Source organism: Limnobacter sp. SAORIC-580 (assembly GCF_013004065.1).
Taxonomy (GTDB): Bacteria; Pseudomonadota; Gammaproteobacteria; order Burkholderiales; family Burkholderiaceae_B; genus Limnobacter; species Limnobacter profundi.
Genome location: NZ_CP053084.1, coordinates 3121205 through 3141159, shown reverse-complemented (window position 1 = coordinate 3141159; position 19955 = coordinate 3121205). Strand labels below are relative to the sequence as shown.

The following is a 19955-nucleotide window of genomic DNA, read 5'->3' as shown; positions in this document are numbered from 1 at the left end:
AGTTTAGCTCCCAAGTCACCGACCCAGAGCGACACAAGCTCCTCGCGGTACAATAAACCTTCAATGCAGCACCAAGGAGAATTCAATGAGCACACCCAACGCACCTTACGATCTCGTCGTCATCGGCGGTGGTTCAGGCGGAGTGGCCAGCGCCCGCCGCGCGGCCAGCTATGGCGCCAAAGTCGCACTCATCGAATCCAGCCGGCTGGGTGGTACCTGTGTTATTCGCGGTTGTGTGCCCAAAAAACTCATGATGTATGCCGCACAGTTTGGTCAAACCCTGCGAGAAGGTTTGCAGCCCGGCTGGCAAGTAGCACAAGCAGAATTCTCAATGGCCCAATGGCAAGAAGCCAAAGGCAAGGAAATTGACCGGCTCGAAGGCATCTACGCCCGCATGCTTGAAAACAGCGGGGTTGAAACCATTCGCGGCCATGGCGTCATCAAGTCCACCACAGAAGTCCAAGTGGGCGATCGGGTATTGAACACCCAGCGAATTCTGATCGCCAGTGGCGCAGCGCCCAATCGCAGCGCATTTTCGGGGCTTGAGCTTGCTGCAACCTCGAATGAACTGCTCGATCTTTCTACGTTGCCAAAACGTGTGGGTGTGATTGGCGCAGGTTATATCGCACTCGAATTTGCATGCATATTGCGCGGCCTCGGTTCTGAAGTCTCGGTGTTTTATCGTGGCGACTTGCCTTTGCGCGGGTTCGATGAAAGTATTCGAGATCGCTTGGTCACCGCCATGAAGCTGCAAGGCATTCAACTGTTTCCCGACACCGATTTCAAATCACTTGGCCAGCAAGGGGCCTTATTTGAATTGCAAACCGCAGCAGGAGTTCACACGTTTGATTTTGTATTGAATGCCACAGGTCGAAGCCCCAACACGCAAGGCTTGGGACTTGAAAACATTGGCCTGCGCACGGGGCCTGCCGGTGAAATTGAAGTGAACAAATACAGCCACACTGGCATTAAAGGTGTGTATGCCGTGGGCGATGTCACCAACCGTGTGAACCTGACACCTGTGGCCATCGCAGAAGGGCGCGCACTGGCTGAAAATGAGTTCAACGGGAAGAATCTCTCGGTGGATCACAGCAGCGTGCCCACAGCCACTTTCACCTCACCGCCCATTGGCAGTGTTGGCTTGACCGAAGAACAGGCGGCCAAGCGCGCACCCACCCGTGTGTATGAAACAGAGTTCACACCCATGAAAACCAAGTTCTCTGGCGGTGAACAGAAAACCTACATGAAGTTGCTGATCGATGATGCCACTGACCGAGTAGTGGGTATTCACATGCTTGGAGAAGATTCTCCCGAGATGATCCAACTGCTGGGTGTGTTGTACACCATGGGTGCGACCAAAGCCGATTTCGATCGCACCATTGCTGTTCATCCAAGCTCTGCCGAGGAGTGGGTGTTGTTGCGTGAACTGACCCGCAAAGTCGGATAGACATCACTCGATCACTACATTTGGTGATGGTGCTCAGGTTAGACCCATCGCCAACTTCAAATTCCGTTGCTAGAGTCCCGCATGGTTTTACCATTAGGGCCTCTGCGCAACGTGTCAGCTTCTCAATTTTCATCAACCTCGGCAACATCAGTTGAACCAGAGGCATTGCTTGCACCTTCCTGGGCGGCACCCTTTGTGCAAGGCGACTGCGGCCCCAATCTTGAATACGACAACGCATTTCTTGAACTGCAACAAGCAGCCCGAGGTAAGCCAGAAACCCAGTTTGAAGCAGCAACACCGCCCGACTGGAGTGCTGTAGAAACAGGTGCCTTGCAATTGCTGGAGCGCAGTCGAGATTTGCGCTTGGTGGTGTTGTGGGCCGAATCGCGTTTGAATCTGGGTGGTTTGCAAACCCTGCCCGAAAGTTTAGGTGCGCTGGCCAGCCTGCTCGAAACGGCATGGTCTGTCGTCAATCCGCCTCTCGATGATGGCGATCCCTATGCCCGCATCAACGTCATTGAAGGGCTTGGATTTGGCGGCTCATTTTTTCAATCCCTGCGCAATTGTGTCGTGGTTGGAAATCCGCGAATTGGCGACATTCGCCTAAAAGACTTCGAGGCGCTCACTGGCAATTCTCCTGGCACTGAAGTGCCCGTGTCTCGCGAGCAAATCGAGCTGTTCTTTCGGTCACCGGAAGGCAAGGCTGAAGCCTTGCGTGCCATGTTGTTGAGCAGCCAGCTTTACTTGAACAGAATTCTCGCCGCGCTGGCCCAACATGTCGAAGCGGATCGGTTGCCGCAACTTTCCGAATTCGGTGTGTTGCTGAACCATGTGCTGTCCTGCCTGCCCGAACCCCAAATGGAACAAAACCCGGCGGCTGTGCCACACAGTGCTTTGTTCGATTCAAGCTGTAATTCAAGTAAGCCCGTGCCCTCAATGGTTTCGGCAGGAATTCATTCCCGTGCACAGGCTTTGGCGGCCATTGATCAAGTGTGTGCCTACCTTGAGCATGCCGAGCCGACCAACCCGGCGCAGCTTCTCTTGAAACGGGCGCGTCGCCTGATCGACAAAAACTTCATGCAGTTGATGAAAGACCTTGCGCCAGAGGCCTTGGCCGAGGTGGCAAAAATCATGGGAGTCAATCCCGATTCTCTCGAGCAGGAAGATGCTTAAAGTCGCCCTGCATTTACCCATTCTTCTTACTTGCGAGATTGATCAATGAGCGGACAAAAATTTGTGGGGCGCAATCGTGCACCCCGCGTACAAATTGAGTATGACGTTGAAGTGTACGGTTCACAAAAAAAGGTTCAGTTGCCTTTTGTCATGGGGGTCATGTCCGACTTGTCCGGCAAATCCGAGGTGCCATTGGCACCTGTGGCCGAGCGTGATTTCTTGGAAGTGGATGTCGACAACTTTGATGCACGTATGAAAAGCATCAAGCCACGCGTGGCCTTCCATGCGCCCAACCACCTCACCGGCGAAGGCAATGTGGCGGTCGACATCACTTTTGAATCCATGGACGATTTCAGCCCTGCAGCCATTGCGCGAAAAGTAGAGCCTTTGCGCAAGTTGCTGGAGGCACGCCAGCAACTGTCCAACCTGCTCACTTACATGGATGGCAAAAACGGTGCTGAAGAGCTGCTGGCAAAACTGCTGGCTGACCCTGCCTTGTTGAAAACCCTGTCGACCAGCGTCAAGCCTGTTGAATCAACCTCCCCTGAAGGTGAGTAATCATGTCTGAACAACTTCAAAATCGTGCGCTCGATGTCATCGAACTTGAGGGCAGTGAACTGTCTTCCCTGTTGCAAAAAGAATTCAAGCCGAAAACCGATGAGGCCAGGTCTGAGGTGGAGTCCGCAGTGCTTACCCTGGCGCAGCAGGCGCTTGAGGGGGTGGACTTGGTGGGCGACGATGTGGTTGATTCCATCGAGCGAATGATCGCCGCAATCGACCAAAAGCTTTCCGTACAAATCAATGAAATTATTCATCACGCCGATTTCCAGCAAATGGAAAGTGCCTGGCGCGGCCTGAACTACCTGGTTAACAACACTGAAACTGATGAGTTCTTGAAAATTCGTTTCATGAATGTATCCAAAACTGAACTGGCCAAAACCTTGAAACGTTACAAGGGCGTGGCTTGGGACCAAAGCCCGGTGTTCAAGAAAATTTACGAGCATGAATATGGTCAGTTCGGTGGTGAGCCCTATGGCTGCTTGATCGGTGATTACTACTTTGACCACTCTCCGCCCGATGTGGAAATGCTGGGTGAGTTGTCAAAAATCAGTGCTTCTGCACATGCCCCGTTTTTGTCAGCAGTGTCTCCGGCCACCTTGCAAATGGATTCCTGGCAAGAACTTGCCAATCCGCGCGACCTGACCAAAATTTTCTCCACACCCGACTATGCCGCGTGGCGCAGCCTGCGCGACGCAGACGACTCCAAATACCTCGGCCTGACCATGCCACGGTTTCTGGCACGTCAGCCCTACGGTGCGAAAACCAATCCAGTGGAAGAATTTGCTTTTGAAGAAGACACCGGTCTGGCCGATCATAGCCGCTACACCTGGGCCAACTCGGCTTATGCCATGGCGGTGAACATCAACCGATCATTCAAGGAGTACGGCTGGTGCTCACGCATTCGCGGCATTGAATCTGGCGGCGCAGTACCCAACCTGCCCACGCACACCTTCCCCACTGACGATGGTGGAGTGGACATGAAGTGCCCCACTGAAATCGCCATTTCCGATCGTCGTGAGGCTGAGCTTAGCAAAAGCGGTTTCTTGCCGCTGATTCACAAAAAGAACAGTGATCTGGCAGCCTTCATTGGTGCGCAGTCTTTGCACAAACCTGCCGAGTACGAAGACCCGGACGCAACAGCCAATGCGAAATTGGCTGCCCGTCTTCCTTACCTGTTTGCCACCTGTCGTTTTGCGCATTACCTGAAGTGCATCGTGCGCGACAAAGTGGGTTCATTCAAGGAACGCGCCGACATGCAGCGCTGGTTGCAAGACTGGATCATGCAATACGTGGACGGTGATCCTGCAAATTCCTCCGAGGCGGTTAAAGCCTCTCGTCCGCTTGCCGCAGCCGAAGTGGTTGTTGAGGAAATAGAGGGCAACCCCGGCATGTACGCCTCCCGATTCTATTTGCGCCCGCACTACCAGCTAGAGGGCCTCACCGTGTCTTTGCGTTTGGTCAGCAAGTTGCCATCCGCCAAAGCGTCTTAAAACTTGAACTATTAATCAACCAATTACAGAGGGAATCAAATGTCCGTAGACATGTTTTTGAAAATCAAGGGTGTAGATGGCGAATCCGTAGACAGCGTACATGCCAAAGAGATCGATATTGCCGCCTGGAGCTGGGGCATGTCCCAGTCGGGCACAACCCATGTGGGCCGTGGTGGTGGCGCAGGCAAAGTCAGCGTGCAGGACATCAGCTTCACCAAGTACATTGACAAGGCAACGCCAAACCTGATCAAGGCATGTTGCAACGGCAAGCATTTCGACGAAGCCATTCTGACCGTGCGCAAGGCAGGTGAAAAACCACTGGAATATGTTGTGCTGACCATGAAAGACGTCATCATCTCCAACGTAAGCCAGGGTGGTTCTGGTGGTGAAGACCGCCTGACAGAAACCGTGACTTTGAACTTTGCCGAGTTCAGCTATGTGTACGTGCCACAGAAGAAAGACGGTGGCCCCGAAGGCAAGGTTGAAGCCACATTCAATATTGCAACCAACTCCGAGAAGTAATCGGATAGCCAGGAAACACAATGTCGAAAGTCGATATGTTCCTGGCCCTGGATGGTTCCCGCCAAGGGGCCATCCAAGGGGAAAGCCAGGTCAGTGGTCATGTGGGTGAAATAGAAATCGCCGGTTGGTCTTGGGGCATGTCCCAGCAAGTCCATTCATCATCGCAACTAGCATCCAAAGCCTCGGTGCGTACTTTGAGCGTGCAAAAGGCGATCGACAGTTCGACCACCGCAATCATGAGTGCCTTGAAATCTGCGGAACTGCTGAGCAAAGTGGTACTCACTTGTCGCGACCCTGGTGGCCTTGCAACCATTGATTACCTGCGTATTACTTTGCGCAAGGCGCGTATTTGCGATTATGAAATCACAGGCAGTGCAAGCGATGGTCGGCAGGTCGGGGAGTCATTCTCGATTGCATTCAAGGAAATCGAAGTGGTGTATACCCCCAAGTCGGCAGCCAATTTAAAGGCAGGTGCCTGCACTTACATTGACGTGTATGAGTAAGTCTCGGGACGCGCTGCAACCAGCCTTGCTGGATCGTCTTCAGGATGACGAGCCCGCCATTCAAACTGAATCTGCCAATCGCCGCTTCATTACCAAAGAAGCGCTGCGTCAGCTGGTGCTGCGCGATCTCGAACAGTTGCTGAATGCAACCCGTGTTCTTGACAGCAAGTGTCTTGAGGGTCAGCCGCAATTGAATGAGTCTGTGCTGGCTTATGGCATGCCCCCGGTGGCCGGAAAAATTGCATCCATGATCGATGTCAAAGATTTTGAACGAACCGTGGCCAATCTTATTCGGCGATTCGAACCACGAATCGACGGGAATTCATTGAAAGTAACAGCGGAAACCCAACAAGGTTTGATGCATTTGCACAATGTGATTGGCCTGCGTATTTCCGGTTTGTTGTGGGCTCAGCCCTACCCAATCGAATTGATGTTGCGCACTGAAGTGGATCTTGAAACCGGCAAGGTGCTGTTGTTGCCGCTCTCAGGTTTCTGAGCCGCGGGCATCGAAGCAGCATGGACCCGCGTTTACTTCAGTTTTATATCCAGGAACTTGCTCACGTGCGCGACACGGGTGCCGAGTTCGCTGCACGTTTTCCTAAAGTTGCGTCGCGCCTTGCGATGGATGCAACCGAGGTACAAGACCCCTATGTAGAAAGATTGCTTGAGGGGTTTGCTTTCTTGACTGCCCGGGTTCAGCTTCGCTTGAACGAGGAGTTTCCGCGGTTTACCGAGCAATTGCTCAACTGCATCAGCCCGAATTTTTTAGCCCCTGTGCCCGCCATGGGGGTGGTGCAACTCAATCCCAATCACAGCGATGTTGCCCTGAAAAAAGGCATTTCACTTTCAGCCGGCACCGTGCTGCAAAGCCAGGTGGCCAAGGGCATCAACACGCCCTGCAAGTTCAGGGTTGGGCACAGTTTAACCTTGTGGCCCTTGGTCATTCAGGCCATTGAACACGGCCCTTTCAAGGCCCATGTGCCAACCATGCGGGGTGGCAAGCAGCCACGGTCAGCTTTGCTGGTCACCATCGAGAATTCAACGCACTCTGCATTGTCCCAACTGCCATTGGATGAACTCGATTTTCATGTCAGTTGTGGTGATGAATACGCCTATGCACTCTTGGAAAGGTTGTGTCATCAAACTGTCTCGGTTGGCATTCGTGCACCTGAACAAGTCGATTGGCAATGGTTACCTCTTCCGTGTGTTGCTGCTTTGGGGCTTGATGATTCTCAGGCACTGCTCCCGGTCCATTCAAACCAGTTCAGTGGCATGCGTTTGTTGCAGGAGTTTTTTGCGTTTCCGGCCCGATTTCTGTTTTTCCGTGTTCAAGGTTTAAGGCGTTTTCTGGCCAGTTGCCAGCATTCCACATTTCAGCTGGCCTTCTGTTTTGCCGAGCCAAATACCGAGCTAGACCGTGTTGTGGGAGTGGATTCATTGGCCTTGAATTGCACCCCTGTGGTCAATTTGTTTGAACAGAATTGCGACCGCGTGTTGCTGGATGAACGTTTGCATGAAGTCCAAGTGCAGCCCAATCGCAGCAAGCCACACGATTTTGAAGTGCATTCGGTGCTGGGCGTACAGGGGTACGGGCAAAACAAGGTGCAGGAATTGCCGCCCTTGTATGCGGTGTCGACCCAAGCCAACACCCATAACGATTGTGAGACCCCCAGATTCGTACACCGGCGTGTGCCCACTTTGCTGTCAGAAAAACAAGTGCGCGAGGGTGGTCGTTCCTCGTACTCAGGCAGTGATGTTTATCTTGGCCTTACCTTGCCCACTGGTGAATTCATTCAAACACATGGGCTTGAACAGCTGGCGGTGAAGGCTTTGTGTACCAATCGGGATTTGCCCCTGCTGGTGCCAGTGGGGCAAGGGCCCACAGACCTGGCCTGGCCTGGCAACTTGCCCGTTCACTCCATTCGCTTTTTGCGCGGCCCCAGCCGTCCAAAGGCGGCCATGTATGGCGGGCAAAGTTGCTGGCAGTTGATCGAGCACCTGTCACTGAACTACCTCGGCTTGATCGATCAAGATGCCCTGGCTTTGGGGCAGCTTTTGGCCTTGCACGCCGACCCTGCGCAGCAGGCTCATCAACACATGGCCAGGGCGATTTTGGCAGTTGAATCGCAGCCACTGGTGTCGCGTGTTGTCCGCCAAGGCAGGCCGGCTGTGGTGCGTGGCTTGCTGGTTACGCTCACACTGGATGAACTGGCCTTGCAGGGCACTGGTGCCCTGGTGCTGGGCAGTGTGCTGGCCTTCTACCTTGCAAGCCATGTGTCGGTGAATTCATTTGTGCAAACCCGGGTACGTCTGCACAGCACGGGTGCAGTGTTTGATTTTCCTGCACGGTCGGGCAACCGGCCTTTGCTGTAGCAGGGCTTGTACAAATGAGCGCGCTCAAACCACCTGCCCCGAATTTTTTTGCCTTGCTGCGGCAAATTGAACATGCCCATTCGGGTAAGCCTTTGCTTGGAAAATCATTGCGTCTGCGTGATGACCCTGTGCGTTTGGGGCAGCGCCCCTACCTTGATTTCGCCACGCAAGATTTCAAACGCGAAGACACCATTGTGGCTGGGCGTTTGGGTGCGATTCCAAAGTTGTACATCCAGAATTTCGGTTTGTTGGGCCCCAATGGCGCCTTGCCACTGCATTACACAGAACATGCCTACACGCGGATTCACCAGTGGAATGACCCCACATTCGCCGAGTTTCTGGATATCTTTCACCATCGGGCTTATTTGTTGTTTTACAGGGCATGGGCCGAGTCGCAACCACATATTGCCTATCACCGCAAAACGTTCAATCCGTTTGCGCAGCATTTGAATAGTTTGGTGGGCCATGGTGCATCATCCAGCTGGTGGCGCGAGGCCTTGCCCACTCATTTTCGCGCCAGTCTGGCAGCGCACTTCACCCGGCGAAGCAAAACACAGGAAGGCCTGGCCAACAGCCTGTCGGCATTGACTGGTTTGCCAGTGCAAATTTTTCCCTTTCAGGCGCAATGGCTGCAATTGCCTGTGCAGGCTGGCCCACAAGTGCTTGGGCGTGGGGCCATGCTTGGCAGCAGGGTGTGGTGTGCGCAAAGCAAAATAAAAATTGATATTGGTCCCATGGCCTACAGCGCTTACCAACAACTGTTGCCCGCCACCGAAGGCCGCAAGCGCCTTGTGCAGGCGGCCCATGCCTACCTGGGGCTTGAATTTGATTGTGAATTTGCACTTCAAATCAGCCCTGACAAAATTCCGCAAGCTTGCCTTGACGGCACAGCCCAGTTGGGGCGCACGGCATGGCTGGGTGAACTACAGCTGCACAAACGCGCGCAAAAGCCGACCACCGTTCGCATGAAATGTCCTGCGGTTCCCACCTATTCTTCATTGTCCAGGAGTTCAGCATGAGCAATATCAGCCGTGTTTCGCTGTTTGCCAAATTAAATCCCATTGCATTCAAATCGGTTGAAGGCGCCACTGTGCTATGCAAACTGCGAGGCAATCCCTATGTGCAATTGGTGCACTGGGTTGCACAAATTCTTCAACAAGATGACAGCGACTGGCATCACATTCTTCGGCATTTTGAGCTGGATGCAAGCGCCGTACTTGCCGACGTGCAGCGCGCCCTTGAGCGTCAGCCCGGCGGTGCGCAAGGCATTTCCGATTTGTCAGAGCATGTGACCAATGCCGTAGAAAGGGCGTGGGTTTATGGCTCACTCATGTTTGGCGCACAGAAAGTACGCACGGGTCATGTGTTGGTTGCCTTGTTGAAAACAGATTTTCTGTTGCATGAACTGCTGAAAATTTCACCCCGCTTCAAACAAATTCCGGAGGCCGCGCTAAGTGAACAGTTTGCACAACTGGTGGCAAACTCCGCCGAGCAGTCTTTGTTGACTGCCGACGTGCCACCGGGTGCACTGCCCGGGCAGGCCAGCGGAGCCATGCCTGCTGCCCAGCTGGGCGGTGAAGAAGCCTTGATGCGCTACACCGTGGACCTGACCGACAAAGCGCGCAAGGGCGAGATAGACCCGGTGTGTGGTCGTGAACTGGAGGTGAGGCAGATTGTCGATATATTGCTGCGCCGGCGCCAAAACAACCCCCTGATTACCGGTGAAGCGGGTGTGGGCAAAACTGCGGTGGTTGAAGGGTTTGCCTTGCAGGTGGTGGCAGGTGATGTGCCACCGGCACTGCAAGGGGTACGAATATTAACCCTCGACCTGGGTTTGTTGCAGGCCGGTGCTTCCATGAAAGGTGAGTTCGAACAGCGGCTGCGCCAGGTGATTGATGAAATTCAGGCCAGCGAGCAAAGCACCATTTTGTTCATCGATGAGGTGCACACCCTGGTGGGGGCAGGTGGAAACCAGGGCACTGGTGATGCAGCCAATTTGCTCAAGCCCGCCTTGGCGCGTGGCACGCTCAGAACCATAGGGGCGACAACCTGGGCAGAGTACAAAAAATACATCGAAAAAGACCCGGCACTGACGCGGCGTTTTCAGGTGGTGCAGGTGGATGAGCCTTGCGAGGCCAAGGCCATCGACATGCTGCGTGGTTTGGCCGCGGCCATGCAGGCGCACCATGGGGTTTGGCTGCTTGATGAAGCAGTGCAGGCGGCGGTGCGTTTGTCACACCGTTACATTCCCGCGCGGCAGTTGCCAGACAAGGCGATCAGTCTGCTCGACACCGCATGCGCACGCGTGGCTGTTTCCCAGCACGCTACACCTGCACGAATCGAGTCGGTTCAAAAGCGGTTGACTGCTTTGCGTGTTGAGCGACAGGCGATTGAAAAGGAAGCAGCATTTGGGCGTGAGCATGCAGCACGGATTGGTGAAATTGAAGAAGCATCGATCAGGCTGACTGAGGAATTGGAGAAGTTGCAATCGCAATGGCAAGAGGAAAAGCGGGTACTGGATTCCCTGCTGACTTTGCGCCGTGACGTTGATCAAACAGATGCCAATGAAACTAGCAGTGGGCAGGCATTGGCCAATCTTGAGCAATTGAAGGCGCTGGAATGCGAGATCAAGGCGCTGCAAGGCGAAACACCCATGATTCACCCACAGGTGGATGCGCAGTGCGTGGCGGCCGTGGTGGCCGACTGGACGGGTATTCCCGTTGGGCGCATGGTGCGCAATGAAATTGAAAACGTGCTGAACCTGAGTGGCGCGCTGGGTGCGCGCATTGTGGGCCAGCCGCATGCGCTGGAAACCATTGCGCGTCGAATTCAAACCAGTCGCGCCGGGCTGGATGACCCGAACAAACCGGTGGGTGTGTTCATGCTGGCGGGCACTTCGGGCGTGGGGAAAACTGAAACTGCTTTGGCCCTGGCCGAGAACCTGTACGGCGGCGAGCACAATGTGGTCACCATCAATATGAGTGAGTACCAGGAGGCGCACACAGTGTCTTCACTAAAAGGCGCGCCACCCGGTTACGTGGGGTATGGTGAAGGCGGTGTGTTGACCGAGGCCGTGCGCCGCAAGCCCTACAGTGTGGTGTTGCTGGATGAAGTCGAGAAAGCCCACCCCGATGTGCACGAGCTGTTTTTTCAGGTGTTTGACAAAGGCTGGATGGAGGACGGCGAAGGACGCCGAATTGATTTTCGCAACACCCTGATTTTGTTGACCACGAATGTGGGCACCCCTGAATTAATGGCGCTTTGCAAAGCGGGTTTGCACGCCGGAGAAATGCCTGAACCCGAGGAACTTGTGAAGGCCCTGCGTGCACCCATGTTGCAAGTGTTTCCACCTGCCTTGTTGGGGCGGCTGGAAGTGGTGCCGTATTACCCGCTTTCCAGTGACATGCTGGCCAACATCGTTCGCTTGCAGTTAAGCCGCATTCAGCAACGCATTGCTTCTACACACCGAATGGCGGTTCAAATCGACCCTTCGGTGATTGAACGCATTGTGGCCCGTTGCAACGAGGCTGACTCGGGCGGGCGCATGGTGGGCACCATTTTGAGCAACACTTTGTTGCCCACGGTGAGCCGTCAATTGTTGCAGGCCACGCTGCTGGGCAAATCAGTCAGCACATTGAGTATCAGCACAGATGGCCACGAGTTCACGTATCAGTACGACTAAAACGACCACAATAAAACTGCCATGCTCAACGTTGCCGCAGTTGCCCGGCCGGCGAAGTGCACTGCAAACCTTGTTGGGTTTGGCAGGCGTGTTGTCGGTTGCACCACTTGTTTTTCGACTGCAACCTGCCCGGGCGGGCAATGTGGCAAGCAATTCGGCTGCGCCCTACACGCACAGGCTGGCTTTGTTGATCGGCAATGGTGATTACCCGGTTCCGCACGATTTGCCACCCATTCACAAAAATGTGATGGACCTTGGCGAGGCCTTGGCCTTTCGGGGTTTTGATGTAACCCAGGCCATGAACCTGGATGAAAGCAGCCTGCAAACCACGGTGAACGAATTTGTAAAACGGGTTGAGCAAGCGCCTCCGAATGCGGTCACTCTGTTTTATTACGCAGGCCACGGTTTGCAGGTGGACTCCAACAATTTGTTGTTGGGCTCGGGGGCGAACCCCACGGCACCTCGCCGTGATTTACTGGCGCGCTCCCTGGTGCTTCAGCAAAAGTTGCTGGCTGCACTGCCACCCAGGCCGCAGGCCTTGAACATCACGGTGATTGATGCATGCAGAACCGATTTGCGCAATGCATTAGGCGATGGTGAGGGTTTGAATCAGGTTGAAGCACCCGTGGGCAGCCTGGTGTGTTTTTCAACAGGGGCTGGCAAACCCGCCGTATCCCCGGCCAGTGCGGATCAAAACACTTTTTACACGGGTGCTTTGGTAAAACTGCTTCGGGAGTCGGAAGGTCATATCACTTTCAACGATTTGTTTCGAATGGTGAAGGAAGATGTGGAGAACACCATGCTGAAGCACCCGCTTGCTGCAATTCGACGTTTGGCCCAAAACCCGTTCATTGCAGACAATGCCCGTGTGCAGGTTCCGCTGACGGTGTCTGCGCCTGCAATGTTGGGCCTGCCCGCGCTGCAGCCCATGTCACCTCAGGAGGAGGCCGACTGGCTGGCCATTCAGTCCACGCAGTGGCCTGTCGATCTGCTTCGCTTGTGCCAGTCTTTTCTGACATCTTATCCAAACAGTATTCAAGCAAAATCAGTGATGGTTTATCAGGCCGGTGCCCAGCAGGCCTTGAGTGTGTTGCGCAACAAAGAGGTCAAGCTGTTTAAAACCAGTTTTGTGTTGCCCCAGCCGCTGCCGTCCCAATTGCAGGTGGATGCTGGTGCTGACCTGGTTCGGGCAGCACGCGGTGACAAAGACGCAGCCGCCCGGATTGCACGTTTGCACAGGCAAGCCGACACTGAACAAGGCCAATTGCGATATGTGGGTTGGTTGCAGTATGCCGGTGGTTTGGGCAATGGCATTGCGTGCTACGAGCTTGCACTGTACTACCGAGAGGTGGCGCAGCCTTTGTTGGCCGCTCAAGCCGAGGCGCAGGCCCGGCAGTTGGGTTATTCGCCGCCCCGTGCTTTGGGGCATGCACGCAAATAGGCGGGCCTTTCCGGCTTATTTTGAGGTTTTAATTGCCTTACAAAGATTCACAATGTTTGTAAGTGAAAAAGGAACCTGAAAATGATCCGCCCCGTTTTTAACTGGATTGCCCTGGCCTTGTCTGCAGGTTTGCTCATGGCCTGCAACCCCCGCACACATTTAACCGAAGACAACTTGCTTAAAGGCGCAAGGGCCGAAACCTTTATTTTGAGCCATGGTGCCCTGTGTGCGCGTTTGCCCAGCCCGGAAGCGATTGAGCAGTACGCCCGCGACCAGGTGCCAGCCAACAGCGCGGTGGCTCGTGAGGTCAAGGCTTGGGACTTGTCGGGCTTGCTGGATATTTTTCAAACTCGCGATGGTCGCTGGGTGATCATGCCCTCCAGCGGTTTGAAGAAACTGGAAGGTGTGCATTTCAGACAAGGTCCGCAGGGTGACAACGAGGCCTTGTGTTTTGGTCGCTTGTGGGTCGAGAAGACAGTCGATTACATTCAGAACAAGCCTTTTGGTCAGGAAGACGCGGTGTCTGCCCGTTTTGAGGCCAGCTTGAAAGACGCACACATGTTGAATCACTTCAAGAACCTGAAGGTGGAGTCGTTCGATCCTTCGGTGTTTACCTTGAGTACCGGCACTGCGGTGGCCGGTACATTGCAACCCAGTTTTGTCATCGAAATGGCACTTCGCCCCACTCACACAGGTTGGTACCTGGCCAAGAACGGGGCGAACTAGGCGAGCAAAACCGGGTATTAGCCCAGCGCTTTGACAATGGCATCACCCAGGGTTTTGGTGGTGCCTTTGCCTTTCAGGTCACCGGTCAATACCGTGGGGTCGCCGCTTTCCAGTACCTTCTCAATAGCAGCCAGAATGCTGTCGTGTGCCTGTTGGTAGGCGTTCTGTCGGCCTGCCGCAACTACCGCAGGGCTGTTGCCCAAAAACTGAATCATCAGGGCAGCAGACCAAATCATGGCGATTGGGTTGGCAATGCCTTTGCCGGCAATGTCGGGTGCCGAGCCATGCACGGGTTCAAACAGCGACGGAAATGTGCGGTCTGGGTTCAGGTTGGCCGAGGGAGCCAGGCCAATGGTGCCGGTACAGGCTGGCCCCAAGTCGCTGAGAATGTCGCCGAACAAGTTGCTGGCCACGACCACATCAAAGCGCTCAGGTTGCATCACGAACCGGGCGGCCAGAATGTCCACGTGTTGTTTGTCGTAGGTCACTTCAGGATAGCCTTGAGCCATGTTGTCCACGCGCTCGTCCCAGTAGGGCATGCTGATGGCAATACCGTTGCTCTTGGTGGCAGCGGTCAGCTTTTTGCGAGGCCGGTTTTGGGCCATTTCGAATGCAAACTTCAACACCCGGTCGACGCCGTGGCGGGTGAATACACTTTCCTGAAGCACAATTTCACGGTCAGTGCCCTCAAACATGCGGCCGCCCACGGCCGAATATTCACCTTCGGTATTTTCACGCACCACCACAAAGTCGATATCACCCGGCTTTTTGTTGGCCAAGGGGCAGGGTGCGCCTGGCAGCAGTTTAACGGGGCGCAGGTTCACGTACTGGTCGAATTCACGGCGGTAGCGCAGCAGCGAGCCCCACAGGGAAATGTGGTCGGGTACCAGGTGGGGCATGCCCACTGCGCCAAACAAAATGGCCTCGCAGGCTTCCAGCTGGGGCTTCCAGTCCTCGGGCATCATGGTGCCGTGTTCGAGGTAGTAATTGCAGTGCGCCCAGTCTTTGTGGTGTAACTCCAGCGTGATGCCGTGGGTTTTTTCAGCCCAAGCCAGCACCTTCAGCGCTTCTGGCATAATTTCCTGACCGATACCGTCGCCGGGAATAATTGCGATGGAGTGTTTCACAGCGGTGTCCTTGTTTGAATTCACGGGAGCCCCAAAGGCTACCTGAAGGACAATTGGGCAACCAGTGTGGGAATCCCCGATGGAGTCAGATTGAGCCGCAGTAAAAACAAAAACCCCGCACCTGCCAAAACACCGAATGGCAAAACCGATTTTTCAGCACCAGGTGCCAAGGTACGCATTGACAAATGGTTGTGGGCTGCCCGTTTTTTCAAAACCCGTTCGCTGGCCACCGAGGTGGTGGAAGGCGGCAAGGTGAAGTGCAACGATGAACGTGTGAAGCCCGCTTACGGGGTGCAGGTGGGCGATGTGCTCACAGTGCCTGTGGGGTGGGACGACATGGTGCTGGTGGTGAAAGGTTTGGGCGACAAGCGCGGCAGCGCCACCATTGCGCAAGGCCTTTATGAAGAAACCATGGAAAGTGCGAAAAAGCGTGCTGAACGCGCGGCAAACCGCAAGTTGATGAAAGACCCCGCTCTGGAGATCAAGGCGCGGCCAACCAAGCGAGACCGCCGTGTGATGGATGACTTCAAGTGGGGCGATGAATAAGCCCGGCCAATGCTGCCGCCCTTAAACTTTCTCAGCCAGCGATTTTTCAATCAGTTGGTGCAAGGCCGCGAAATCGGGTTCGCCCACATAGGTTTTGATGATCTCGCCTTTGCGATTGATCACATAGGTGGTCGGCGTAATTTTTACATCATCAAATGCTTTGGCAATATTGCCGTTCACATCCAGCGCAACGTCGAAGGGCAGCTTGCGGGTTTCTGCAAAATTCACCACGTAATCGGGGCGGTCGTAGCTCATGGCCACGGCAATGGTTCGAAAGCCCTGGTCTTTGAACTTGTTGTGGGTGTCGACAATGTCTGGCATTTCTTTCACGCAAGTGGTGCAACTGGTCGCCCAAAAATTCACCAGCATGACCTGGCCCTGGTAATCGGCAGGTGTAATGGTTTGGCCTTGGATAGTGACGTAATCCACTTGCGGTGCTTTGTCGCCCCCGCAGGCGGCCAGCATGCTGACCACTGCAAGGGTTGAAAACAGGGTGAGAAATTTTTTGATCATTGCCGGTTTTTTCTGTGTAACTGATTAACGCGGACCGTTTTCCACGGGCGCACTTCCATTGTTTGGAGTGGCCGACAGGCGGGAAAGTTCAGCCTCGGAAATCAATTCAAGCACCTTGACCACCTTCACCACGCCAGGTACGCCCGCCGCAATGGAGGCTGCACGGTTGGCTTCACGCTCGGTGACCAGGCCCATCAAATACACCACACCAGCCTCGGTGGTGACTTTGAATGAGTTGGCGAAAATGTCTTGCGCATCCAGCAGGGAGGCTTTCACTTTGCCGGTGATGAATGCGTCGTTGGAGCGTGCTGACAGTGAGCTTTTGAAACCCACTTGAACGTCGTTCACGATCAGGCGAATGTTGGGCAGGGTGGCCACACGGGCTTCCACGTTGCGCACGGTGGTTTCGTCAGGCGCTTCACCGGTCAGAAGAATTTGTCGGTTGTACACAGTGGCGTTCACGTGGACGTTTTCGCCAAAGCTTTCGCGAATGGCACTTTCAGCCTTGACCTGCAAGGTGCGATCTTCGACTTGGGTGCCCACGGTGCGGCGGTCAGCGGCGGCCAGCGAACCCGCGGTGATGCCTGCCACTGCGCCAGCGAAACAGCCGCCCAACAGCGGTGCTGCAAGTGAGGCGACCAGTACTGCGCTGATGGCGGAAGACCGGGTGCGGGCAAAAAACAGGGGTTTACGACTCATTTTCTTCTTCTCCAAGTAGGCTTAGGTCGATGCCATCGCAAATGCAATGGATCGCCAACAAATGTATTTCCTGAATGCGGGCGGTGCGGTTGTGTGGCACGCACACATGCACATCGCCTTCTTTCAGCTGGTGCACCATTTGGCCGCCGCCCTTGCCCGTGAGTGCAACAATGGTCATGTCGCGGGCGTGTGCGGCTTCAATGGCCAGTTGCACGTTTTTCGAGTTGCCGCTGGTTGAAATGGCCAGCAGCACGTCACCAGGCTGGCCAATGGCCGCCACCTGCTTTGAAAAAATTTCATTGAAACTGTAATCGTTGCCAATCGCAGTGATGGCCGATGAATCGGTGGTCAATGCAATGGCAGCCAGTCCTGGGCGTTCACGTTCGAAACGGCCTACCAATTCAGCCGCAAAGTGTTGGCAGTCGCCTGCCGAGCCACCGTTGCCACAGGCCAGCACCTTGCCACCATTGGTGAGCGCATTCACCATCAGCTCGATTGCCTCGGAAATGGGGCCTGCCAGTTCTTCGGTGGCGGCCTGTTTGGCGGCAATGCTTTCGTCAAATTGTTGGGTAATGCGTGTGATCAAGTCCATGGCGCAGGCCTTCTGGCAGTTATCTCGAGCCTTCTATTATAGGTGACCCCGTTGCAGGCGATTTGTATGGCGCAGCGGTTTGATTCCGCTTTAGTTGCTGATTTGCCACGCATTTTGCACCCACTGGGGGTTAGTGCCGTTTTCCAGTGCGACCACATCAAAACGCAGGTGTGTGAACTTGCGTTGACCCTGCTGCACCCACCACAACTTCGCACAGCGCGATACACGGGCTTGTTTGTGACTGGAAATGCTTTCTAGCGCACTGCCATGGCGCTTGTTGTTTCGAAGTCGAACTTCCACAACGACTGCGGTGTTGCCATGCGCCATGATTAAATCAATTTCACCGCAGCGGCACCGGTGATTTCGTGTCACCAGGATTAATCCGTGTTGTTCAAGCAGGCGCAGGGCTTGGGTTTCCGCCAGTTGTCCCTCCGCCAGCAAGGCAAGTTTGTGTGTGGGAGGTGCTTTGTGGGTGGTGTCGGCTTTTTCTTTGGGGGCTAGCCATGGAATTTTGGCTTTTGGTGATCGCGATTTGCGTGTGGCCCATGGAATGCCGGACAATTCAGGAACTTTGGATTTGGATTTGAGCGCCATGCAGAACGCCGGTGAAGGAAATGGAATGAACAATGCTGTGAATTCTGATGCGAGGAGCGAAACAAGGCGAGAACCTTCCCTCTATGTGGTGGCAACCCCCATCGGCAATATGGGTGACCTTAGTCTTAGAGCTCGCGCAGTGTTGGAGCAGGTGGATCGAATTGCCGCTGAGGACACCCGCAACACCGCCCGCATGCTGGATGCATTGGGTATCAAAAAACCCTTGATGGCGCACCATGCCCACAATGAACGCGAAAGTGCGCAGGGGGTGCTGGCTTGTTTGCAGCGTGGTGAGTCGGTGGCGTTGGTGAGCGATGCGGGCACGCCTGCTGTGTCGGATCCTGGCGCTGTGGTAGTTCGTTGTGTGGCCGAGGCCGGTTTTACTGTGGTGCCGGTGCCCGGTGCCAGCAGTGTGTTGGCTGTGGTGGCCGCGAGCGGGTTGGTGGATGGCGCTTTCACTTTCCGTGGTTTTTTGCCAGCCAAAGGAAAAAACCGTTTGGATGATTTGAAAACCTGGCTGGCTTGCCCTGAGCCCCAAGTGCTGTTTGAGGCGCCCCACCGCGTGATGCAACTGGTAGACGACCTTGAAAACCTGGGCATGGGTGGGCGCGACATGTGTGCCGGGCGCGAGCTGACCAAGCAGTTTGAAACCTTTTACCGGGGCAGTGGTGAGCAGGTGTTTGAGCAGGTGCGGCAAGATGCCAACGCCGAGCGTGGCGAATGGGCGTGGGTGATCGGCGGTAAGCAGGATTCTGACAATGATGCAGAAGCTGCGCAGGCCAGCGCAGATTTGGACACCTGGCTTACCTTGTTATTGGCCGAGTTGCCGCTGAAGACAGCAGTGGCGCTGGTGGTGAAAGCCACTGGCATGGCTAAAAACACGGTGTACGACCGGGCTCTTTTGATCAAAAGCGGGCAGTCATAAAAAAGCCAGCCCGAAGGCTGGCTAAACCACTGTGTGGAGTCAAGAACTGCTGTTGCGTAAAGCTTAGGCAGGCAGGGGCAAACCTGCTTCTGGCACTTCCAGGCCACTGATGCTCACAGACGCTGAAATTGGCAGGCCTTCTGGCAAAGCCAAGGTCAGTGTGCCGTCTTCAAAGCTGATGGGGCTGGCAGGCAGGCCGCCACCTGTGTCACCACCGCCGGGCAGGCTGGGCAAACCACCGCCGAGCAGGCCGGTCAACGAGTCCAGGCCTGGCAGGCCGTCTGTTGGAATTGGCAGTGCATCCAGGCCAGGAATCGCATCCAGACCAGGGATTGCGTCCAAACCAGGCAGTGCTGGCGCATCGGGCAAACCACCGCTGAGCAGGTCAGTCAGTGTGCTCAGGCTTGGCAGACCGTCGGTTGGAATTGGCAGTGCATCCAGACCAGGAATGGCGTCCAGGCCTGGTAGGGCGGGGGCTTCTGGCAAACCACCACCGAGCAGGTCAGTGAGTGTGTCCAGGCTTGGGGCGCCGTCGGTTGGCAGTGGCAGTGCGTCCAGGCCAGGAATTGCATCGAGACCGGGAATTGAAGGGGCGTCGGGCAGTCCGCCTGTCAGCAGGTCAGTGATGGCATCTGGGCTGGTTGGCAGCATATCCAAACCGGGAATTGAGTCCAAGCCTGGAATGCCAGCTGGAGGCGTGGGCAAACCGCCGTCCAGCAGACCAGTCAGTGAGTCCAGTCCGGGCAGGCTGTCTGTGGGAATAGGCAATGCGTCCAAACCGGGAATGGCGTCCAAGCCAGGCAGTTCGGGGGCGGCTGGCAGCGAGCCAGCAAAGGTGTCCAATACGCCAGCCAGAATTTCGCCAGCTACTGGTACGGCACTGATGCCGTTCTTCAATTCGTCTAGGGCCATGCTTTCTCCGTCATTTGAAATGATTAAAAATAGTTATTAGTTTTCTGTAGGCAATCTGCGCTGCCTGCGTAATAACAACAGAGATTGATTAATCATCGCAATTCGCACATTACCTACAAAGTATGGGTA

Annotated in this window: 20 protein-coding genes; 14 read left to right on the top strand and 6 right to left on the bottom strand. The window is 54.9% G+C overall.

Annotated features, from left to right (window positions below):
• Positions 1-85: 85 nt before the first annotated feature.
• The 12 genes from gorA (at position 86) to HKT17_RS14680 (ending at position 13918) form a co-directional block, all read left to right on the top strand.
• Positions 86-1447 (top strand): glutathione-disulfide reductase, encoded by a 1362-nt coding sequence (gene gorA, locus HKT17_RS14735; protein ID WP_171101098.1) that lies wholly within the window; start codon positions 86-88, stop codon positions 1445-1447.
• 165 nt (positions 1448-1612) lie between these two features.
• The gene (locus HKT17_RS14730; protein ID WP_205882452.1) at positions 1613-2620 is read left to right on the top strand and encodes a type VI secretion system protein TssA; all 1008 of its coding nucleotides are present in this window, start codon (positions 1613-1615) and stop codon (positions 2618-2620) included.
• Positions 2621-2665: 45 nt separating this feature from the next.
• Entirely contained in the window at positions 2666-3178 is a 513-nt protein-coding gene (gene tssB / locus HKT17_RS14725; protein WP_171101094.1) for a type VI secretion system contractile sheath small subunit, read from the top strand.
• Between the two features lie 2 nt (positions 3179-3180).
• Positions 3181-4671 (top strand): type VI secretion system contractile sheath large subunit, encoded by a 1491-nt coding sequence (gene tssC / locus HKT17_RS14720; RefSeq protein ID WP_171101093.1) that lies wholly within the window; start codon positions 3181-3183, stop codon positions 4669-4671.
• A 39-nt stretch (positions 4672-4710) separates the two neighbouring features.
• The gene (locus tag HKT17_RS14715; protein WP_105027589.1) at positions 4711-5193 is read left to right on the top strand and encodes an Hcp family type VI secretion system effector; all 483 of its coding nucleotides are present in this window, start codon (positions 4711-4713) and stop codon (positions 5191-5193) included.
• Between the two features lie 20 nt (positions 5194-5213).
• The gene (locus HKT17_RS14710; RefSeq protein ID WP_105027588.1) at positions 5214-5696 is read left to right on the top strand and encodes an Hcp family type VI secretion system effector; all 483 of its coding nucleotides are present in this window, start codon (positions 5214-5216) and stop codon (positions 5694-5696) included.
• Positions 5689-6192, top strand: a complete 504-nt coding sequence (gene tssE / locus HKT17_RS14705) for a type VI secretion system baseplate subunit TssE (protein WP_205882451.1) — start codon at positions 5689-5691, stop codon at positions 6190-6192. The genes HKT17_RS14710 and tssE overlap by 8 nt, the downstream gene beginning before the upstream one ends.
• A gap of 20 nt (positions 6193-6212) precedes the next feature.
• Entirely contained in the window at positions 6213-8069 is a 1857-nt protein-coding gene (tssF, locus tag HKT17_RS14700) for a type VI secretion system baseplate subunit TssF (protein ID WP_171101091.1), read from the top strand.
• Between the two features lie 14 nt (positions 8070-8083).
• A complete protein-coding gene (gene tssG, locus HKT17_RS14695; protein WP_171101089.1) occupies positions 8084-9088 on the top strand; it encodes a type VI secretion system baseplate subunit TssG in 1005 nt (334 codons plus the stop codon).
• On the top strand, positions 9085-11751 hold the full coding sequence (gene tssH, locus HKT17_RS14690) for a type VI secretion system ATPase TssH (RefSeq protein ID WP_171101088.1): 2667 nt from the start codon (positions 9085-9087) through the stop codon (positions 11749-11751). The genes tssG and tssH overlap by 4 nt, the downstream gene beginning before the upstream one ends.
• A 31-nt stretch (positions 11752-11782) precedes the next feature.
• Positions 11783-13192, top strand: coding sequence for a caspase family protein (locus tag HKT17_RS14685; RefSeq protein WP_171101086.1), 1410 nt, complete (start codon positions 11783-11785; stop codon positions 13190-13192).
• Positions 13193-13273: 81 nt separating this feature from the next.
• Positions 13274-13918, top strand: coding sequence for a hypothetical protein (locus HKT17_RS14680; protein ID WP_008247431.1), 645 nt, complete (start codon positions 13274-13276; stop codon positions 13916-13918).
• A gap of 17 nt (positions 13919-13935) precedes the next feature.
• Here the strand turns inward: HKT17_RS14680 and HKT17_RS14675 are convergent, their stop codons facing one another.
• Positions 13936-15069 (bottom strand): tartrate dehydrogenase, encoded by a 1134-nt coding sequence (locus tag HKT17_RS14675; RefSeq protein ID WP_008247433.1) that lies wholly within the window; start codon positions 15067-15069, stop codon positions 13936-13938.
• A gap of 66 nt (positions 15070-15135) precedes the next feature.
• Here HKT17_RS14675 and HKT17_RS14670 point away from each other — a divergent pair, with 66 nt between their 5' ends.
• On the top strand, positions 15136-15591 hold the full coding sequence (locus HKT17_RS14670; protein WP_008247435.1) for an RNA-binding S4 domain-containing protein: 456 nt from the start codon (positions 15136-15138) through the stop codon (positions 15589-15591).
• 21 nt (positions 15592-15612) lie between these two features.
• Here the strand turns inward: HKT17_RS14670 and HKT17_RS14665 are convergent, their stop codons facing one another.
• From HKT17_RS14665 to HKT17_RS14650, 4 genes are all read right to left on the bottom strand, one after another.
• On the bottom strand, positions 15613-16104 hold the full coding sequence (locus HKT17_RS14665) for a peroxiredoxin family protein (protein ID WP_008247437.1): 492 nt from the start codon (positions 16102-16104) through the stop codon (positions 15613-15615).
• A gap of 24 nt (positions 16105-16128) precedes the next feature.
• Positions 16129-16803 carry a BON domain-containing protein gene (locus tag HKT17_RS14660; RefSeq protein ID WP_008247439.1) on the bottom strand — a complete coding sequence of 225 codons (675 nt, stop codon included), beginning with the start codon at positions 16801-16803 and terminating at the stop codon, positions 16129-16131.
• Positions 16793-17395 (bottom strand): phosphoheptose isomerase, encoded by a 603-nt coding sequence (locus HKT17_RS14655; RefSeq protein ID WP_008247441.1) that lies wholly within the window; start codon positions 17393-17395, stop codon positions 16793-16795. Before HKT17_RS14655 ends, HKT17_RS14660 begins: the two co-directional genes overlap by 11 nt.
• Before the next feature lie 90 nt (positions 17396-17485).
• Positions 17486-17989 (bottom strand): YraN family protein, encoded by a 504-nt coding sequence (locus HKT17_RS14650; RefSeq protein WP_171101083.1) that lies wholly within the window; start codon positions 17987-17989, stop codon positions 17486-17488.
• Positions 17990-18014: 25 nt separating this feature from the next.
• Between HKT17_RS14650 and rsmI the strand changes: the two genes are divergently transcribed.
• Positions 18015-18914 carry a 16S rRNA (cytidine(1402)-2'-O)-methyltransferase gene (gene rsmI, locus HKT17_RS14645; RefSeq protein ID WP_171101081.1) on the top strand — a complete coding sequence of 300 codons (900 nt, stop codon included), beginning with the start codon at positions 18015-18017 and terminating at the stop codon, positions 18912-18914.
• A 63-nt stretch (positions 18915-18977) separates the two neighbouring features.
• Here rsmI and HKT17_RS14640 read toward each other — a convergent pair whose 3' ends face one another.
• Complete coding sequence (locus HKT17_RS14640) at positions 18978-19826, bottom strand: hypothetical protein (RefSeq protein WP_171101079.1); 849 nt, start codon at positions 19824-19826, stop codon at positions 18978-18980.
• Positions 19827-19955: the final 129 nt, after the last annotated feature.

Coding starts and splice junctions, on each gene's coding strand:
- gorA (WP_171101098.1), top strand. CDS start 86: ATGAGCACACCCAACGCACCTTACGATCTCGTCGTCATCGGCGGTGGT.
- tssB (WP_171101094.1), top strand. CDS start 2,666: ATGAGCGGACAAAAATTTGTGGGGCGCAATCGTGCACCCCGCGTACAA.
- tssC (WP_171101093.1), top strand. CDS start 3,181: ATGTCTGAACAACTTCAAAATCGTGCGCTCGATGTCATCGAACTTGAG.
- HKT17_RS14715 (WP_105027589.1), top strand. CDS start 4,711: ATGTCCGTAGACATGTTTTTGAAAATCAAGGGTGTAGATGGCGAATCC.
- HKT17_RS14710 (WP_105027588.1), top strand. CDS start 5,214: ATGTCGAAAGTCGATATGTTCCTGGCCCTGGATGGTTCCCGCCAAGGG.
- tssE (WP_205882451.1), top strand. CDS start 5,689: ATGAGTAAGTCTCGGGACGCGCTGCAACCAGCCTTGCTGGATCGTCTT.
- tssF (WP_171101091.1), top strand. CDS start 6,213: ATGGACCCGCGTTTACTTCAGTTTTATATCCAGGAACTTGCTCACGTG.
- tssG (WP_171101089.1), top strand. CDS start 8,084: ATGAGCGCGCTCAAACCACCTGCCCCGAATTTTTTTGCCTTGCTGCGG.
- tssH (WP_171101088.1), top strand. CDS start 9,085: ATGAGCAATATCAGCCGTGTTTCGCTGTTTGCCAAATTAAATCCCATT.
- HKT17_RS14680 (WP_008247431.1), top strand. CDS start 13,274: ATGATCCGCCCCGTTTTTAACTGGATTGCCCTGGCCTTGTCTGCAGGT.
- HKT17_RS14665 (WP_008247437.1), bottom strand. CDS start 16,104: ATGATCAAAAAATTTCTCACCCTGTTTTCAACCCTTGCAGTGGTCAGC.
- HKT17_RS14660 (WP_008247439.1), bottom strand. CDS start 16,803: ATGAGTCGTAAACCCCTGTTTTTTGCCCGCACCCGGTCTTCCGCCATC.
- HKT17_RS14655 (WP_008247441.1), bottom strand. CDS start 17,395: ATGGACTTGATCACACGCATTACCCAACAATTTGACGAAAGCATTGCC.
- HKT17_RS14650 (WP_171101083.1), bottom strand. CDS start 17,989: ATGGCGCTCAAATCCAAATCCAAAGTTCCTGAATTGTCCGGCATTCCA.
- rsmI (WP_171101081.1), top strand. CDS start 18,015: ATGAACAATGCTGTGAATTCTGATGCGAGGAGCGAAACAAGGCGAGAA.
- HKT17_RS14640 (WP_171101079.1), bottom strand. CDS start 19,826: ATGGCCCTAGACGAATTGAAGAACGGCATCAGTGCCGTACCAGTAGCT.